Origin of the sequence: Streptococcus infantis, from assembly GCF_047463655.1 — a bacterium.
In the GTDB taxonomy this organism is placed as follows: domain Bacteria; phylum Bacillota; class Bacilli; order Lactobacillales; family Streptococcaceae; genus Streptococcus; species Streptococcus infantis_Z.
On record NZ_JASHDM010000006.1, the window covers coordinates 91,351 to 108,806 of the forward strand.

The following is a 17,456-nucleotide window of genomic DNA, read 5'->3' on the forward strand; positions in this document are numbered from 1 at the left end:
CCTTCTATTTTACCATATTTGAGGCACTTTTACCTATTTCTACCAAACAGAAAAAGAAGCCACAAAGTGACTTCTTTTAAAGTGACGGTGAATTATTCTTCACCTTTGTTTTTCTTAATGATTTCTTCTTGTACTGACTTAGGTACATCTTCGTAGTGGTCGAATACCATCATGAATGTACCACGTCCTTGTGATGCAGAACGAAGAACTGTTGCGTAACCGAACATTTCAGCAAGTGGAACGTAAGCACGAACGATTTGGCTGTTACCGTGTGCTTCCATACCATCTACACGTCCACGACGAGCAGTTACGTGACCCATAACATCACCAAGGTTTTCTTCTGGAACAGTGATTGTTACAAGCATCATTGGTTCAAGGATAGCTGGTTGTGCAGTCTTAGCAGCTTCTTTAAGTGCAAGAGATGCAGCGATCTTGAAGGCAGTTTCAGATGAGTCGACATCGTGGTATGAACCATCGTAAAGCTTAGCTTTAACGTCAACCATTGGGTAACCAGCAAGAACACCGTTAGCCATAGATTCTACCAAACCTTTTTCAACCGCTGGGATAAATTCACGAGGAACCACACCACCGACGATTGCGTTTTCGAATTCGAATCCTTTTCCTTCTTCGTTTGGAGTAAATTCAATCCATACATCACCGAACTGACCTTTACCACCAGACTGACGTTTGAAGAATCCACGTGCTTGAGTAGAAGCGCGGAATGTTTCACGGTAAGATACTTGAGGAGCACCTACGTTCGCTTCAACTTTGAACTCACGACGCATACGGTCAACAAGGACGTCAAGGTGAAGCTCACCCATACCAGAGATAACTGTTTCACCAGTTTCAACGTTAGTTTCAACGCGGAATGTTGGATCTTCTTCAGCCAATTTTTGAAGGGCGATACCCATCTTGTCTTGGTCTGCTTTTGATTTAGGTTCAACCATCAATTGGATAACTGGTTCTGGAACGTTGATTGACTCAAGGATGATTTTAGCTTTTTCATCTGTCAATGAGTCACCAGTTGTAGTGTCTTTCAAACCAACGGCAGCAGCGATATCACCTGAGTAAACAGTGTCGATTTCTTGACGGCTGTTAGCGTGCATTTGAAGAATACGTCCGATACGTTCACGTTTACCTTTAGAAGTGTTCAATACGTATGAACCTGATTGAAGAACACCTGAGTAAACACGGAAGAATGTCAAACGACCTACGAATGGGTCAGTCATGATCTTGAAGGCAAGAGCTGCAAATGGCTCTTCATCAGATGCTGGACGAGTTTCTTCTTCTTCTGTATCTGGGTTGATACCTTTGATCGCTGGGATGTCAAGTGGGCTTGGAAGGTAGTCGATAACCGCATCAAGCATCAATTGAACACCTTTGTTCTTGAAGGCAGAACCACACAATACTGGGAAGAATTCAACGTTGATAGTCGCTTTACGGATACCAGCTTTCAATTCTTCGTTAGTGATTTCTTCACCTTCGAGGTATTTCATCATCAATTCTTCGTCAGTTTCAGCAACTGCTTCGATCAATTTTTCACGGTATTCTTGAGCTTGGTCAAGGTATTCAGCTGGAATATCTTCTTCAAGGATATCTGTACCAAGGTCGTTAGTATAGATTTCAGCTTTCATCTTGATCAAGTCGATGATCCCACGGAAGTCATCTTCAGCACCGATTGGCAATTGAATTGGGTGTGCATTTGCTTGAAGACGATCGTGAAGTGTGCTTACTGAGTAAAGGAAGTCAGCACCGATTTTGTCCATTTTGTTGGCAAATACGATACGAGGAACTCCGTACTCAGTTGCTTGACGCCAAACTGTTTCAGTTTGAGGCTCAACACCTGATTGTGAGTCAAGAACTGTAACCGCACCGTCCAATACACGAAGAGAACGTTGTACTTCGATTGTGAAGTCCACGTGTCCTGGTGTGTCGATGATGTTTACGCGGTGGTTATTCCATTGAGCTGTTGTCGCAGCAGATGTGATAGTGATACCACGTTCTTGCTCTTGCTCCATCCAGTCCATTTGTGACGCACCTTCGTGAGTTTCACCGATTTTATGGATTTTACCAGTGTAGTAAAGGATACGCTCAGTTGTAGTTGTTTTACCAGCATCGACGTGAGCCATGATACCGATATTACGAGTTTTTTCAAGTGAAAATTCGCGTGCCATGAGGTTTGTTTCTCCTATATTTTTTATTTCTATTCTATTATAACACGATTTCAATAAAAACGGATAGGCAGGACCCACCCGTTCTCAATGTTTTCATGTTATTGTTGGTTTCAACTTGTAGATAAGTTGAATTGAACTTGGGCTATAGTTAATTAGCCGATATTAGCTCAATTGAACCCGGGCTAAAAGCTCAAGTTAACTGATTTGAACCCGAGCGAGGCCCGGTGCAAAAAAGATAAACTGCTTTGTGTTCACGGAACACTGTATCAGTTTCCTATTTTTGCCTTGGGTCTTTACCGCTCTTGGTATCATAATCTAGTTGAGCTCAAGCTAAAAGTCTGGAGAAAAAGATGAATCTCATTGGTTGCAATCGCAACCTGCTTCGATTCCCTATTTTCTCTGGGACTTTCTTAACGCTTTCGCATCCTATATTACCAACGGAAGTGTGCGAAGGCACGGTTAGCTTCAGCCATACGGTGAGTGTCTTCACGTTTCTTAACTGCTGCACCAGTGTTGTTAGCAGCATCCAAGATTTCTTTTGCAAGACGGTCTTGCATTGTGTGTTCACCACGAAGGCGAGCGATTGTTACCAACCAACGAAGTCCAAGTGTTGTACGACGTTCTGGACGAACTTCAACTGGGACTTGGTAGTTAGAACCACCAACACGACGTGCACGTACTTCAAGTACAGGCATGATGTTTTCCATAGCTGTTTCAAATACTTCAAGTGCATCGTTACCAGTAACTTCTTTGATTTGTTCAAAAGCACCGTAAACGATTGAAGCAGCTGTACCACGTTTACCGTCAAGCATAACGCGGTTGATAAGACGAGTAACTAATTGTGAATTGTAAAGCGGATCTGGCAATACGTCACGTTTTGGAGCTCTATTTTTACGACTCATTTCTCTTCATCCCCTTTCCTTATGCTTTTTTCGGACGTTTAGTACCGTATTTAGAACGGCCTTGTTTACGATCGTTAACACCTGCAGTATCAAGTGCACCACGGACGATATGGTAACGTACCCCTGGAAGGTCTTTTACACGTCCACCGCGAAGAAGCACCACACTGTGCTCTTGCAAGTTGTGTCCGATACCTGGGATGTAGGCAGTAACTTCGATAAGGTTGCTCAAACGTACACGAGCAAATTTACGAAGGGCAGAGTTAGGTTTTTTAGGTGTCATTGTTCCAACACGAGTTGCAACACCACGTTTTTGTGGTGAAGAAACGTTTGTTTGAACTTTTTTATGACTGTTGTAACCAACGTTCAAAGCTGGTGATTTAGATTTTTCTACTTTTGATTTACGCGGTTTGCGAACCAATTGGTTAATTGTAGGCATCTACATTCTCCTGTGTTTTTTTATTTTTGGTGATGATACACTTGGTGACAGCTATCATCTGTGTGTACTTTTGCAACATTTGTCAGCACGTCCCTGTACACTCTTGAGAGACCAAAAGTAAAAAGTACCGTCTATTATTGTACCACGTTTTTTCTATTTTTGTCAATATATTTCTTCCTATTTTTTGACTTCTTTACTCTAAAAATTCTATGAAAACGATCACCTACCAGATAGGCTCTTCAACCAACCACTTAGACAAGCGACCTTGTATTTGTCAAGAAAATGGTGTTTAATAGATTTGTAAGTAAGAGATCTCTATTACAATTTTATAAAGGAGAAATTATGAAAGTCAGACTTGACATTGATCAACAATACGCCGAAGAACAAGTCATCATAGAGGCACCATCTTTGTCCCCTAGAGTTCAAAAAGTTCAAGACTTTGTTCAATCACTGGATCAAAAAGAAACTCTTAAAGGAAAATTCCAAGACCAGGTCTACTTGATTCAGATTAGTAAGATTCAACGTATATATATTGAAAATCGCAAAGTCTTAGCTGAAACGGATAGCCAAACCTATGCGCTCGACATTCGTCTTTACCAAGCAAGTGAAATTCTACCTGCTTCCTTTATCCAAATTTCCCAATCGGAAATTGTCAACATCGACGCTATCAGTCATCTTAAACTAACCTCTAACGGCTTGATTGAAATTTATCTTAAAAACGACAGTTTCACCTACTCATCTCGCCGTTACCTCAAAGCTATTAAGGAGAAATTAGAACTATGAAAAAACAAGTATTTCACGATGCCACAACTGGTATCCTCATCGGCCTCATCCTATCTATTATCTTTTCTTTTATCCACTCACCAAGCAACTACGCACCTCTCAGCCCCAACTCTTTGATTGGTCAATTCATGACCCAACATCAGGTGCATGGATCACTCGTCTTACTTTACTGTCTGCTTATCTGGGCAGCGATTGGAGTCCTCTTTAGTTTTGGCGGTCGTCTATTCGCTCAAGATTGGAGCCTTCTTCGTGCGACTGTCACTCACTTCTTCCTTATGTTGCTAGGTTTTGTACCTCTAGCAATCCTAGCAGGATGGTTCCCGCTTCACTGGACTTTCATCCTTCAACTCATCCCAGAGTTTGCAATCGTCTACTTCATCATCTGGATTGTTCTCTACAAGAGAGAATCTAAAAAAGTTGCACACATCAATCAACTATTGTCTCAAAAACACTAATATACAAGAAACCCACTCACAAAACGGAGTGGGTTTTTAACTTATAATTTTTGCTTCAGCTCTAACAAGAGATTCATGGCTTGCATAGGTGTTATATTGTAAACATCTATATTTGCCAACTCTGTCAGGATTGGATTTTCTTCTTTTTCATCAAAAAGCGACATCTGCTCATTGACAGTATTTTGTTTGGTAGGAATTGGACTTTCCTGACCCTGGCTTTCTAATTGAGTTAAAATCGCATCTGCCCTTGCTAGTAAGTCTGCTGGCAAACCTGCAATCTTGGCAACGTGAATACCGTATGATTTGTCTGCTGGACCTGGTTCAATCTTATGAAGGAAAGTGACCTGACCATTTTGCTCAAGCGTAGCCACGTGAACATTAACTAGATGTTCAAGACTAGATTCTAAGCTGGTCAATTCATGGTAGTGAGTTGCAAAGAGAGTCTTGGCTCCGATATGTTCATGAATATACTCGATAATTGCCTGGGCCAAGGCCATGCCATCATAAGTTGCCGTTCCGCGTCCAAGCTCATCAAAGAGAATGAGAGAATTCTCAGTCGCATGCGCAATGGCATTATTGGCCTCCATCATCTCGACCATAAAGGTGGACTGGCCTGAAACCAAGTCATCTGCTGCCCCGATACGGGTAAAAATTGCATCAAAAATTGGCAAGTGAGCACGTTCTGCCGGTACATAAGAACCCATCTGAGCCATGACTGCTGTCATAGCTAGCTGACGCATATAGGTTGACTTCCCGCTCATGTTAGGCCCTGTAATCAGTTGGATGCTAGTATCTTCATCCATTTGGATACTGTTGGGAATATAGGTCTGGGCTCCCATGACCTTCTCAACGACAGCGTGACGACCTTTTTGAATGTCAATTCGCGAATCCTGACCAAACTCTGGACGGATCAAGTGCTGATTTTCTGCTACTACCGCTAGTCCTTGTAAGACATCGACAGTAGCGATTCCTTGGGCCAGGGCTTGTAGACGTTGGATATACTTACCAACTTCTTCACGGATACGCATAAAGATTTCATATTCAAGGCTGGCTGACTTCTCACGCGCTTCTAGCATCTCACCTTCGATACGCGCCAACTCCTCTGTCCCAAAGCGTTCTGAATTTTTCAGCGTAGCCTTACGGAAAAAGTGGGCTGGTACATTTCCTAGTTGCGAGTTTGTGACATGGAAATAGTAGCCATCCTTTTTATTGTAATCAATCTTGAGCGTACTGATGCCAGAGTTTTCTCTTTCCTTAGCCTCAATTTCAGCAATCCAGCTGGTTCCTTCTCTAAGCACCCGACGATACTTGTCCAAGGTTTCATCAAAGCCCGTTCGAATAATACCACCTTCGGTAATCACGTGAGGAGCTTCAGGCGCAATAGCTGCGCTAATAAGACTTTCCAACTCAGGGATAGCATCGAGTTGTGCGATAAGATAGGCGAGAGCTGGTTGCTCCATTCCTTCTAAAATTGCTCGAATTCGTGGAACACTGGCCAAGGTAGTCGCTAATTGCAAAAGATCCTTGGGATTGCTTTTCCCAAAAGATACTCGACTTGCCAGACGCTCGATATCGTAGACTCCCTTTAGACTTTCCGTCAAATCACTACGTTCAAAGAAATAATCCAGAAAGACCTGTACAACCTCCTGACGTTCAAGGATACGATCCTTGTCAATCAAGGGGCGATGAATCCAAGAGCGTAGGAGACGCATTCCCATGGCAGTCTTGGTTTCATCTAACAACCAGAAAAGGCTCCCTTGTTTCTTGCCAGAACGAGCATTTTCTACTAGATCTAAACTAGCCTTGGTTGCAAAATCCATCTGCAAGAAATCCTTAATTTCATAACGGACAACTGGCTTCAAGTGATTCAACTCTCTCATCTGAGTCCGATGAACATACTGAAGAAGCTTACTGCTGGCAGCTTGTTCAACAGGCGCCAAGCGTGGATCCAGCAGATGGATGTCTTCAAATGATTCTTGCTCGTAGGAAAGTACCAAATTCATTTGACGGCCGAGAATCTGTTCTTCCTCTTCAGTTAAGGCATAGCCGATGACGACTTCCCTTGCCTTAAGATTTCGAATTTCACCACAGACCAGGGTAAAATCTAATAAACCTGTCACATAGAAATCACCCGTCACCAGATCCATATAAGCCAAGCCAAATTGCTGACCGTCACGGTCGATGGCCACCAAAAAGTTGTTTTGACTATCTGGTTTACTACTATCGACGACTGTACCAGGGGTAATCACCTGCACAACCTCGCGCTTAACAACCCCTACTGCCTGCTTAGGATCCTCCATCTGCTCAGCAATGGCAACCTTGTAGCCACGCTCAACTAAAACATCGATATACTGTTGTGCTGAGTGATAAGGAACTCCAGCCATGGGAATAGGATTGTCAGCATTCTTATTGCGACTGGTTAGTGAAATTTCTAGTATCTGGGCAGCATTGACTGCATCTTCGTAAAATAACTCATAAAAATCACCCATACGAAAGAGCAAAAAAGCATCTGGATATTGTTTTTTTATATCCACATACTGTTGCATGCCAGGTGATAATTTTTCTGTCATCATCCATTCTCTCCTTGTTAAAAATAGTCTTGAGAGAGACTCCCAAGACCTTATCTATCCTTCATCAAATCTAGCAAACGATCTTCCATGAGTTTAGCAACATGCTGATCTCGGCAGATTACCAAGAGAGTATTGGCACCCGCAACTGTTCCTAAAATCCATTCATCCTTGTTGGCATCGACAACATTGGCTAAAACTGCGGCTTCACCCAATTTAGTGTGCAAAACTAAGGTAAACTCAGCTCTTGCAACACCCTCCAAATGATGGGACAAAAACTCAACCAGGTCAATCTTCTCTGTCTCATTTGCTAGTACGTAGTAGACCTTATCATTTTTCTTAACCTTGGTCAAGCCCAGTTCGCGAAGGTCACGCGACAATGTCGTTTGCGTCACAAAAACATTGCGTGCTTCCAACCGATCCTGGATTTCTTTTTGAGTCCCTAATTTTTCCTCAGTGATCATCTGCTTGATCAACTGATGACGTTCTCTTTTTCTCATAACATCCTCTCGATTGAATATTTATAACATTTTACAACTATTTAATAAGAACATTATACCAAAAAAACCGAATATTTCAAAAAAATTCTTATCATTCCTCAAAATTGTGATAAAATAGAAGAAAAGTCCAAAGGAGTTTATAATGAATACAAAACAATTGATCGCTAGCGAATTGGCTAGCGTCATTGATAGCCTGGATCAAGAGGCTATTTTAAATTTACTAGAACAACCAAAAAACTCTGACATGGGAGACATCGCCTTCCCTGCCTTTACTCTAGCAAAAGTTGAGAGAAAAGCTCCACAAATGATTGCAGCAGATATCGCTGAAAAAATCAATAGTCAAGCCTTTGAAAAAGTCGTCGCTACTGGACCTTATGTTAACTTCTTCCTTGATAAAAATGCCATTTCTGCTCAAGTATTACAAGCTGTTATCACTGAAAAAGAACACTATGCTGACCAAAATATTGGTAAACAAGAAAATGTTGTTATCGACATGTCTAGTCCCAATATTGCTAAACCATTCTCTATTGGTCACCTGCGCTCAACTGTTATCGGAGATAGCTTGTCACATATTTTCCAAAAAATCGGTTATCAAACAGTCAAGGTCAACCATTTGGGAGACTGGGGTAAACAGTTTGGGATGCTGATTGTTGCCTACAAAAAATGGGGTGACGAAGAAGCTGTAAAAGCTCATCCGATTGATGAACTTCTTAAACTCTATGTTCGCATCAATGCTGAAGCTGAAAATGACCCTAGCTTGGATGAAGAAGCACGCGAATGGTTCCGTAAACTTGAAAATGGAGATGAGGAAGCTCTCGCACTTTGGCAATGGTTCCGTGATGAAAGTTTGGTGGAATTTAACCGCCTTTACAATGAATTGAAGGTTGACTTTGACAGCTACAACGGGGAAGCCTTCTACAATGACAAGATGGATGCAGTTGTAGATATCCTTTCTGAAAAAGGACTTCTTGTTGAATCAGAAGGTGCCCAAGTTGTTAATCTTGAAAAATATGGAATTGAACACCCAGCTCTTATCAAGAAATCTGACGGTGCAACTCTCTACATCACACGTGACTTGGCCGCTGCCCTTTACCGTAAAAACGAATACCAATTTGCTAAATCGATCTATGTCGTCGGTCAAGAACAATCTGCTCACTTTAAACAACTCAAGGCTGTCTTGCAAGAGATGGGTTACGATTGGAGTCAAGATATTGTCCATGTTCCTTTTGGATTGGTAACAAAAGAAGGCAAGAAACTCTCTACTCGTAAAGGGAATGTTATCTTACTAGAGCCTACTGTCGCAGAAGCCATCAGCCGTGCCAAAGCGCAAATCGAAGCCAAAAATCCTGAACTTGAAAACAAAGACCAAGTCGCTCATGCTGTTGGAGTTGGAGCCATTAAATTCTATGACCTTAAAACTGACCGTACAAATGGATACGACTTCGACCTTGAAGCTATGGTATCCTTTGAAGGCGAGACTGGTCCTTATGTTCAATACGCCTATGCTCGTATCCAATCCATCTTGCGCAAAGCGGATTTCAAACCTGAAGCAGATGCCAACTATAGCTTGAACGACGCTGAAAGTTGGGAAATCATTAAACTCATCCAAGATTTCCCACGTATTATCAACCGTGCGGCGGATAACTTTGAACCTTCTATCATTGCTAAATTTGCAATTAGCTTAGCGCAAGCCTTTAACAAATATTACGCTCACACTCGCATCTTGGATGAAAGTCCAGAACGCGACAGTCGTTTAGCCCTCAGCTATGCAACTGCAGTTGTCCTCAAAGAAGCACTTCGTTTGTTGGGTGTAGAAGCACCAGAGAAGATGTAAATCGCCAAAGTTACTTGATTGCAAAGCAATCTAAGTAACTAACGCCAAATCCTATAAGGGATTTGGCTAGGCGCTTCACTAGTTTTAGGACATAAATATGATCGATTTATGTCCTAAAACGTCGTAATCTTCAAGTTACTGAAATTAAAGTTCCTAATTGTTAGACGCTAGCCGCTTTTATGCGGACTAGCTAACTGCTTCACTAGTCATGGCCTCTAAATATAATCGCTTTAGAGGGCCACGACGTCGTAAATGAGGCGACTTGCCTAAACGCTTTACTAATTTATCTGAACAATAACATCGATTTGGTTAGGTTCATGTCGCAATCTTAATGTTACTGAATTGCAGAGCGATCTAAGCAACCGATCCTAAACCTCTACGGACTTTTATTTGGTACTAGGGGCGGAGTGCATTACATCCACTATTTTAGATTAGCGATCACTTGCCTAATTTCTATATTGTCATTACTTGAAAAGCGAAAAATCTTTTTCGCTTTTCTCTTGCTATTAATTTCTTTATCACTTAGGGAGAGACTTTATGAGCCAATATGCTTATATTTTAGTTGTTATCAGTCTTGTCGCTCTTTTTCTCATCAACAAATACGAAAAGGAAAAACTACAAAGACTTCTACAAGAACAGCTGTTAAAGGATGAATCTTTTCGCGCTACTATCAAGGAAAAGATTCAAACAACAGAAAACATCAACGATGTCATTGACTACATCAATAAAGGATATCGTTTGGGAATCATGATTTCAAAGGAAATTGTTGAAGACATCAGAAAATAAAAAAAGGATTCGAGATAGTATTTCTCGAGTCCTTTTCTATTTTTTCCTGAGAACTAAAATTCCCACCAGTATAACAATCCCTAATGATGCCATGGTTCCGTATGCTGACAAACTTTCATCAAGAAATTTCTTGGAGAACTGCAACAGAGCGAACTCTAAGAGTAGCAAAGCACTGCATAGCATAATTTCCTTGAAGCTTGGTTTGCGTTTTATATACTTTAAAAATGATCTCTGTAATTTACTCATTTCGACTATTCCCTTTTGAAGTAAATCCTTTATTCATGGAATAAAACTCTTCCTCAGAAAATCTGACCTCTTACAAAGCTTCTAATTCATAGAGTTCCGCAATAATCCCTGCGACCTTCTTGATATCTCCCAGCATTCCACGCATCTCAAAGTCTGCTAGAACGGGGAAACCAAAGCGTTGGCTGTATTGTTTAGCCGTCAAACAGTATTGGTTGTTAAAATTACGATTGCCTGATCCTACGACACCAAAACATTTGCTGGCATTGTCACCATAAGCGATAAAGTCCCCTACTGGAGTGGTCAAAATCTCCACATCTCCATTGTCAACACCATTGCCACCTTCTAAATAAGTCGGTAGAAAAGCCACGTATGGGTTGGTCACTTCAAAGAAATCTTCTCCTTCCTTGACCAAATCTTTAATATGAATTTTTTCTACTTCAATGTTGTCATACTGTTCTAATAGGTAAGCCTTCAATCGTGTTACGAAACTCTCCGTATTTCCGCTCAGACTGATATAGACTAAGGAAATTTTTTTCATTTTCTCCTCCTTTTTGAATCATAAAAAATAACTACCAAGATTGTATCTTGATAGTTATGCTTTGTCAACTCTTAGGCAAGTTCTTCCTCTTCTTGAGTTTCTGTCAATTCTTTTTGCTGACGCCACATTTTATAGAAGACGATTGCTAGGAAGATAACATTTAGTACAATCCCAAAAATGGCTGAACCTTTGGCACCAAGCTCCGCTCCCATACGGATGTTAGGATCTGTAAAAAGTGAAACCGCATCCTGAACGCCGATAAAGTTGTAGATAGAACCAACGATGGCAACGAAGACATAAGCAAGATAAGTGTAGTTAGCCAATTGAAGGTTTTTACGAATAAGGAAAACCAAAGCCACAACAACTAGAATAACAGATAAGACAACCAAGAGAATGCTGAAGACAGAATGGCCATGCTCCGATACCTTAATGGTGTAATCAACGAGCTCCTTAGCATAAGTAGCATTAACACCTGATGCTGATGTTTCTAGATTGCTCATCCCCTCCGCAGTAGGTACTGGAGATATGATTCCAAATAGTGACATTGCTGAGAGTAAGGCTGATAAAATCAGTAATACCCATAGATAGATTGGTTTCTTTTTCATCAAAGTAACCTCCTCATAATTTTTTAATTATTATAGCATATTTTACGAAGGAGAACAACTGTTACAAGTTCGTTTCCACCTGTTTACGGTAGGCTTTAGGAGACTTCCCACACAGTTTTCGAAAAACCTTATAGAAATAACCTACATTACTGTAACCAACTGTATAGCAAATGTCCTCAATACTATCATTAGTAGATAGCAAGAGCTGTTGGGCAGCCTTAATTCGTTGCTTATTGAGAAGCTCAGCAAAGGTGGAATTGGTTTCCTTCTTGATTAGCTGACCCAAATAAACGGGATTGATAAAGAGAGCCTTGCTGATATCCTTGAGGGAAAGTTCTTTTTTGTAGTCTCTACCAATGACCTCGAGCACGCTAACTACATTTTCATTCATGCGATATTGACCAAAGAAGGATGTCAAGGTTTCCTTGGTATAAGCGACTAAGTCCTCAAAAGTTGTAATGGCGTGGATGTTCTTGACAATATCTGTCATGTCGTCTGCTTTCAAATGCTCAAAGAGATGAAAAACATCCATAACAAACTGAGTAAAGAGCTGCTTGGTAATGGATACCCTTGGTGTATTTTCAAGGACAATCTTCTCAAGCAAGGTCAATTCATCAATAATCTGCTGAAGATTTCCCTGGATGATCACTCGATAAATGGGTTCGTAGTAAGAAAAGAGACTTTCAGACTGATCTAAATTGACCGAACCATAAAAGAGTGTCTTTTCAACATCACGCTTCCACTTTTCAAAGTTGACTTGATAAGGTGCCTCAAAAGGCATGACCAACAAGCCCTCAAATTCCTGATCTGCAAGGATAATTTGCCAATCTTGCCCCAGAACGTAGTAAGGAATGACAAAATTCCCTTGTTGTTCCTTGGAAAGTCCGATCCACCAATTTTCTTTTTGGCTGAGATGAGCCTTGAATGCTTCTTCATCTAGTTGCTGACTCAATATTTCTGGCTCATGAGATTTTTCACCAAGCTGACTGGCAATCTTTTCAAGCAAGCGTTCAAGCTCAACCTTATCGACTGGTTTGACCAGATAATCAACGACATTGAGATTCATGGCTTTTTTGACATAGTCAAATTCTTGGTAGCCTGAAAGGAGGATATAGTAAGCATTTGGCAACAACTCCTTCATCTCCCCAATCATCTCAAGCCCTGTTTTGTCAGGCATATTGACATCAGAAATGACAATATCTACGGGATGTTCTCGTACGTAGTTCAGAGCGTCGTCAGCATGATTGGCTGTTGCAACGACTTCCATATCCCATTTGTCAAAAGGAATCAAACGCTTGAGTCCTTCGGTAATCATGTACTCGTCGTCCACTAATAGTACTTTATACATCTTTATCCTTTCTCCTCATCCTGAATAGTAATTCGATAACGAACACCTTGGTGTTCCATTGATTCTACACTAATGTTATAGCGATCGCCAAAGTAGAGTACAAAGCGCTCATGCACATTGACAATCCCAATGGACTGGCGTTTCCCACTATAATCCACCGTATGCTCGAAGGTTCTTTGAGCTAATTTATCCTGGATCTCTGCTAGCTTATCATCAGGCATTCCACGCCCATTATCGGTTACCAAGATTTCGACATATCCTTCTTTTTTCAAGGCCTTGATACTAATCACATTATCTGTACGTCGATGATCAACTCCGTGGGCAAAATAATTTTCCACCAAGGGTTGGAGGGTGAATTTTGGAATGCGCATTTCTTCCAATCCAGGGTCGATTTTAAATCCGTAAGCAATGGATTTTGGATAACGCACCATACAGAGATAACTGTACTTCCGACAAAATTCCACTTCTTGCTTTAATGTTGTTTCTCGCTCATCAGAGATGTTGTTGCGCAAGAGACTACTGAATTCGTAGATAATATCTGCCAATTCGTTCTGATCTTCCATGACTGCATACATCCGCAAAAACTCCAGAGTATTGTACATAAAATGTGGATTTATCTGAGCTTGTAGGGCGCGCATATTGGCATCTTTTTGACTCAGTTCAAGTTGATAAATATCATGGATATTTCTCTCCAATCGATCCAACATATCATTTGTTGTCTCAGCGATTACAAGCAATTCCTGGTCTTTTTTCGTGAGATCAATTCTTTTACCTTGTTCCCCTTGCGCAATATCATGGATAGTTTCCACTAGATCAACAACCTGCGTTTGATACTTCGAAAATGTTTTTTTCAAGGTTACATATAAAATAACGATAAAGAGGAGACTCAAAGCAAGAATAAAAATCGAACTAGAGATACTACCACTAAGGACATAATCCCTCGGAACTGCAACCTGCACCTGATATCCATGAACAGTCTCATCTTGCAACCATTCCTCTCGATCACGTTTTTCACCTAGGTGAAACATATCCGTTTCAAAAGGAGAGGTGATGCTCACAGCAATTGGGATATTTCCTCTGGTATTGTCAATAGCCTTATAAAAAACATCGGAAGATACAGAGACATAAATAACACCAAGAGCTTGATCCGATACTGGATCGGATACAGGAATGGCGAAACTATTAGCATCTGGCTTAAAGGCATCTGCAGAAACCTTGTAACCACTACGATTGTCCCTCTTCGAAACATAAACTTCTGTCGAGTCTTGCAAGACAAAGGCTACACCCGTTACAAAATCATTGCGCACATAGAGGTCATCGATATTTTCATAAATGGATACCGAAATATAGGGTGAGGCTTTACGCTCCAGTTGCCAATAGAAATAATCCGGTGTACTGAGGCTAAAATACTTATAAATTCCCTCGATTCGCGCTTGATTATCTACTAAACTTTGGGCTGAACGCGCTGATTCTCGATAATAATACTCAACCTCACTCACTGTCCGAGTCAAAACCCGCTGGGAAACCTGTCTTGCTTCTTTTTCTCGACTATCCCAGTTCACATAGGAAATCAACAGGGCAAAACTAGCAATGATGACAATCATCACCCAAGTATAGGTTCGAAGGAGTGAATGAAGCCAAAATTGTTTCATTCTATTTGGACGCCAATTTTTCATGAATGCTTTCATAAACAGGCTCCAATAAATCACTAATAAAGAAATGCCACATACCAATCCCTACAAAAATGATAAGGGCTGGCATATAGAACCCAATAATGGCTAACAAGACGCTACCAAGAAGAACTTTAGCCACTGCTGACAAGCTCATAAAAATTCCGATAAAGGCAAGCTTTAAGGTATTTTGATAGGATAAGTCAAAATAAACTTGCAATTTTAGAGAAACTGTATAAGCCAAAAATACCACGGCTACCAAAAAGATATTTAGAAAGGTTGCAGCCAAGTGAATAATGGTCTGATGCGGCAATTGGATCATGAGATACAAACCATAAATCAAGATCAAGTCAAGTCCCATAAAGGTGTAGAAACTGAGATTGCTTTTTACAAAATTGCTCTTATAAAGAGTCCATGCCTCTTTAAAACCATAGGCACGGTAAGAATAGCCATGTTCTGCAAATAAGCTCATGATAGTCGCACTAGCTGGCGCTATACCAAAAACCACACCTCCTGCTAGTGTCAATAACCAAAAATAAGCCGTTGCAATCATCCCCAAAAAGAAACGATGAAAGACTAGCTCAATAAAATTTCCCACGGTTTGCCTCCAAAAAAATAATCTAGAACTATTATAACATATTTCAAGCGCTCTCAAAAAAGAAGAGGATAGAAAAGGTAGTGAGAGTTGAACTTGCTACCTTTTTAGTAGCAAGTCCGAAGTAAGCATCCATCCTTGTCAAAGGTGTACAAATGAATAAGTATATATAGTTGTTTAATAAAGGTATTTGTACTATAATAAAGATAGAGATACCGATTAATGATCAAAGTTATTTCCAGAGAAGATAAACTTATTTTCAGATTAAATAATTACTCTTCAACTTAATTATTGGCTTGGTAAAATAACGACAGGAGTATGGACCATGACTATTTTTATTTTAAGAACTACCGTGTTTTGGATTGCTCTTATTTTGAGTCTTTTCTCTGATAAATTGTTCAAACAACATGCAAAAATCGTAAAAATAATTTGCACTATAATCATGTTAGTCGTATCATTAACATATCTGTTCTAAGTCATTTTAAGAATACAGGAATTTGTTCGTCCTGTATTCTTTTCTTCTGCCAAAATGTACATTGATCAAATAAATGACAAGTTGGTAAAATTAATATGTAATTTCAAAACAAGATAAAAACGCTCTAGACAATGTGTCTAGAGCGTTTCTCTATATATCCGAACATCTAATTTATTTCACAAAGAATGTAGTTTTTCGGTTAATTTTTATTGCAATACATCGAAATTTTAAAATTCAAGAATCGCGTTAAATCAAGGTTTTTAAACATCTAATAATATGCTTTTCTTTTATTTTAAAGACTTTTTGCCCGACCTTATTTCATTGTGAGATTTGTTATCTACACTATTTGCCTTTTTCTTTTATCAAGCAATATGTGAGGCCCACTGATGAAATTACTGACATAAGGATTCTCCTTTTAATTTTTTTCTATTTTTGTTTATCATATATTTAAATGTTTGTCTATCAGTCACACATTCGTAATACACATTTATACAAAAAAGCTTTTTGCTTTGGAAGCCTTTAATAATAACAGTTTACATTAATGATTATTTCCCATTTAATACTATTTTACTGTATGTACTAATTTCAAATATCTTTTTCATGCATTGTACCCTTTATTTATCACATCCTTAACTGTCTATAAAAATCAGCATTCATTTCTAACAATTCTTTAAAGGGAACTATTTTTCTAGCTGCACCTGATGGAGTGTATTCCATTGACCAAATAAAAGGATAGGTCAAAACAACTTCATTTTTTTCAAGCGATAAATCTAATGTGAACAAATCTGGTACTATCAGTTCTTGATAAAATGTGTCTAACTGATTTGTCGTCACCCAATATAAAAAGTCCTTATAATCTATCTCCAAATCCTCCCATTCTAATGTATCGGGAGCGAAATATTCTATTGCATTTAATTTTTCAATATTTATTGCAAATAGACCACCCAAGATATCATAAGCTATCAAACAACGATTCGAGTTATAACATTTTGAAAACAATTCATTACAGTAGCTGAATCCATTCTCTGAATCATTCCCCAAGATTTTTAAATAACCATTCACAGTTACATAAGAAAAATGTTCTAAGATAAACTTCAGTTCTTGTGGTCTTTCTATACTATCCGTTAGTTTTTTGTTAAATTCAAGGAATTTAATATCATTAGAACTTTTATCAAATTCTGCAATAATCTTTTTCGTAGTTAACATTTTATTCGTCTACCCTATCCCATTCAATTTTTCACTCTTGCTTCATTTTTATTTATATGCACAACATTAAAGAAGCTCAATCGCAGATACTTCATTATCTAAATCAACAAATTCAAACTTCTCAGGATATTGCAGATAATCAATACATTTTTTAAAAGGCTCTATAATTTCTGTAGTGGGTAAAACCACCATAGGAATTATGGAGCCTTTTTTGTTGTAGAAAAAAAGTCCCATAAGACCTATAATGAAAAGCGACCAAACCATCATTAGAAAGAATCTTATGGAACAATTAAATTTTATCACAAACTTACTCGGAATTAAAGACAAGAACATCAA

General features: G+C 39.5%; 15 protein-coding genes and 1 pseudogene. 4 read left to right on the forward strand and 12 right to left on the reverse strand.

Annotation, left to right across the window (positions count from 1 at the left end; genetic code table 11):
- Positions 1-92: 92 nt before the first annotated feature.
- From fusA to rpsL, 3 genes are all read right to left on the reverse strand, one after another.
- Positions 93-2,174: an elongation factor G gene (gene fusA, locus QM877_RS06380; RefSeq protein ID WP_373115081.1), complete on the reverse strand. Its 2,082-nt coding sequence runs from the start codon at positions 2,172-2,174 to the stop codon at positions 93-95.
- 431 nt (positions 2,175-2,605) lie between these two features.
- Positions 2,606-3,076 (reverse strand): 30S ribosomal protein S7, encoded by a 471-nt coding sequence (gene rpsG, locus QM877_RS06385; RefSeq protein WP_000087876.1) that lies wholly within the window; start codon positions 3,074-3,076, stop codon positions 2,606-2,608.
- A gap of 19 nt (positions 3,077-3,095) precedes the next feature.
- Entirely contained in the window at positions 3,096-3,512 is a 417-nt protein-coding gene (gene rpsL, locus QM877_RS06390; protein ID WP_001142333.1) for a 30S ribosomal protein S12, read from the reverse strand.
- Positions 3,513-3,854: 342 nt separating this feature from the next.
- Here rpsL and QM877_RS06395 point away from each other — a divergent pair, with 342 nt between their 5' ends.
- Positions 3,855-4,295: a LytTR family DNA-binding domain-containing protein gene (locus QM877_RS06395; protein ID WP_414311490.1), complete on the forward strand. Its 441-nt coding sequence runs from the start codon at positions 3,855-3,857 to the stop codon at positions 4,293-4,295.
- Complete coding sequence (locus tag QM877_RS06400) at positions 4,292-4,750, forward strand: DUF3021 domain-containing protein (RefSeq protein WP_414311489.1); 459 nt, start codon at positions 4,292-4,294, stop codon at positions 4,748-4,750. The genes QM877_RS06395 and QM877_RS06400 overlap by 4 nt, the downstream gene beginning before the upstream one ends.
- A gap of 41 nt (positions 4,751-4,791) precedes the next feature.
- Here QM877_RS06400 and mutS read toward each other — a convergent pair whose 3' ends face one another.
- Complete coding sequence (gene mutS / locus QM877_RS06405) at positions 4,792-7,323, reverse strand: DNA mismatch repair protein MutS (RefSeq protein ID WP_414317905.1); 2,532 nt, start codon at positions 7,321-7,323, stop codon at positions 4,792-4,794.
- A 47-nt stretch (positions 7,324-7,370) separates the two neighbouring features.
- The gene (argR, locus tag QM877_RS06410) at positions 7,371-7,817 is read right to left on the reverse strand and encodes an arginine repressor (RefSeq protein ID WP_001231485.1); all 447 of its coding nucleotides are present in this window, start codon (positions 7,815-7,817) and stop codon (positions 7,371-7,373) included.
- 142 nt (positions 7,818-7,959) lie between these two features.
- On the opposite strand from argR, the gene argS reads away from it, so the two are divergent.
- Complete coding sequence (gene argS / locus QM877_RS06415; protein ID WP_414317906.1) at positions 7,960-9,651, forward strand: arginine--tRNA ligase; 1,692 nt, start codon at positions 7,960-7,962, stop codon at positions 9,649-9,651.
- Between the two features lie 537 nt (positions 9,652-10,188).
- Positions 10,189-10,437, forward strand: coding sequence for a hypothetical protein (locus tag QM877_RS06420; protein WP_000084856.1), 249 nt, complete (start codon positions 10,189-10,191; stop codon positions 10,435-10,437).
- 316 nt (positions 10,438-10,753) lie between these two features.
- Here QM877_RS06420 and nrdI read toward each other — a convergent pair whose 3' ends face one another.
- From nrdI to QM877_RS06455, 7 genes and pseudogenes are all read right to left on the reverse strand, one after another.
- Entirely contained in the window at positions 10,754-11,221 is a 468-nt protein-coding gene (gene nrdI / locus QM877_RS06425; protein ID WP_414317907.1) for a class Ib ribonucleoside-diphosphate reductase assembly flavoprotein NrdI, read from the reverse strand.
- Between the two features lie 71 nt (positions 11,222-11,292).
- Positions 11,293-11,826 (reverse strand): ABC transporter permease, encoded by a 534-nt coding sequence (locus QM877_RS06430; protein WP_414317908.1) that lies wholly within the window; start codon positions 11,824-11,826, stop codon positions 11,293-11,295.
- A 61-nt stretch (positions 11,827-11,887) separates the two neighbouring features.
- Positions 11,888-13,174 (reverse strand): response regulator, encoded by a 1,287-nt coding sequence (locus QM877_RS06435; RefSeq protein WP_414317909.1) that lies wholly within the window; start codon positions 13,172-13,174, stop codon positions 11,888-11,890.
- 2 nt (positions 13,175-13,176) lie between these two features.
- Entirely contained in the window at positions 13,177-14,850 is a 1,674-nt protein-coding gene (locus tag QM877_RS06440) for a sensor histidine kinase (RefSeq protein WP_414317910.1), read from the reverse strand.
- The gene (locus QM877_RS06445; protein WP_414317911.1) at positions 14,828-15,442 is read right to left on the reverse strand and encodes a YesL family protein; all 615 of its coding nucleotides are present in this window, start codon (positions 15,440-15,442) and stop codon (positions 14,828-14,830) included. The genes QM877_RS06440 and QM877_RS06445 overlap by 23 nt, the downstream gene beginning before the upstream one ends.
- 1,093 nt (positions 15,443-16,535) lie before the next feature.
- Positions 16,536-17,120, reverse strand: a complete 585-nt coding sequence (locus tag QM877_RS06450) for a DUF2625 family protein (protein WP_414317912.1) — start codon at positions 17,118-17,120, stop codon at positions 16,536-16,538.
- A gap of 66 nt (positions 17,121-17,186) precedes the next feature.
- Positions 17,187-17,456 (reverse strand): annotated as a pseudogene (locus QM877_RS06455) (hypothetical protein); the annotation flags it as partial.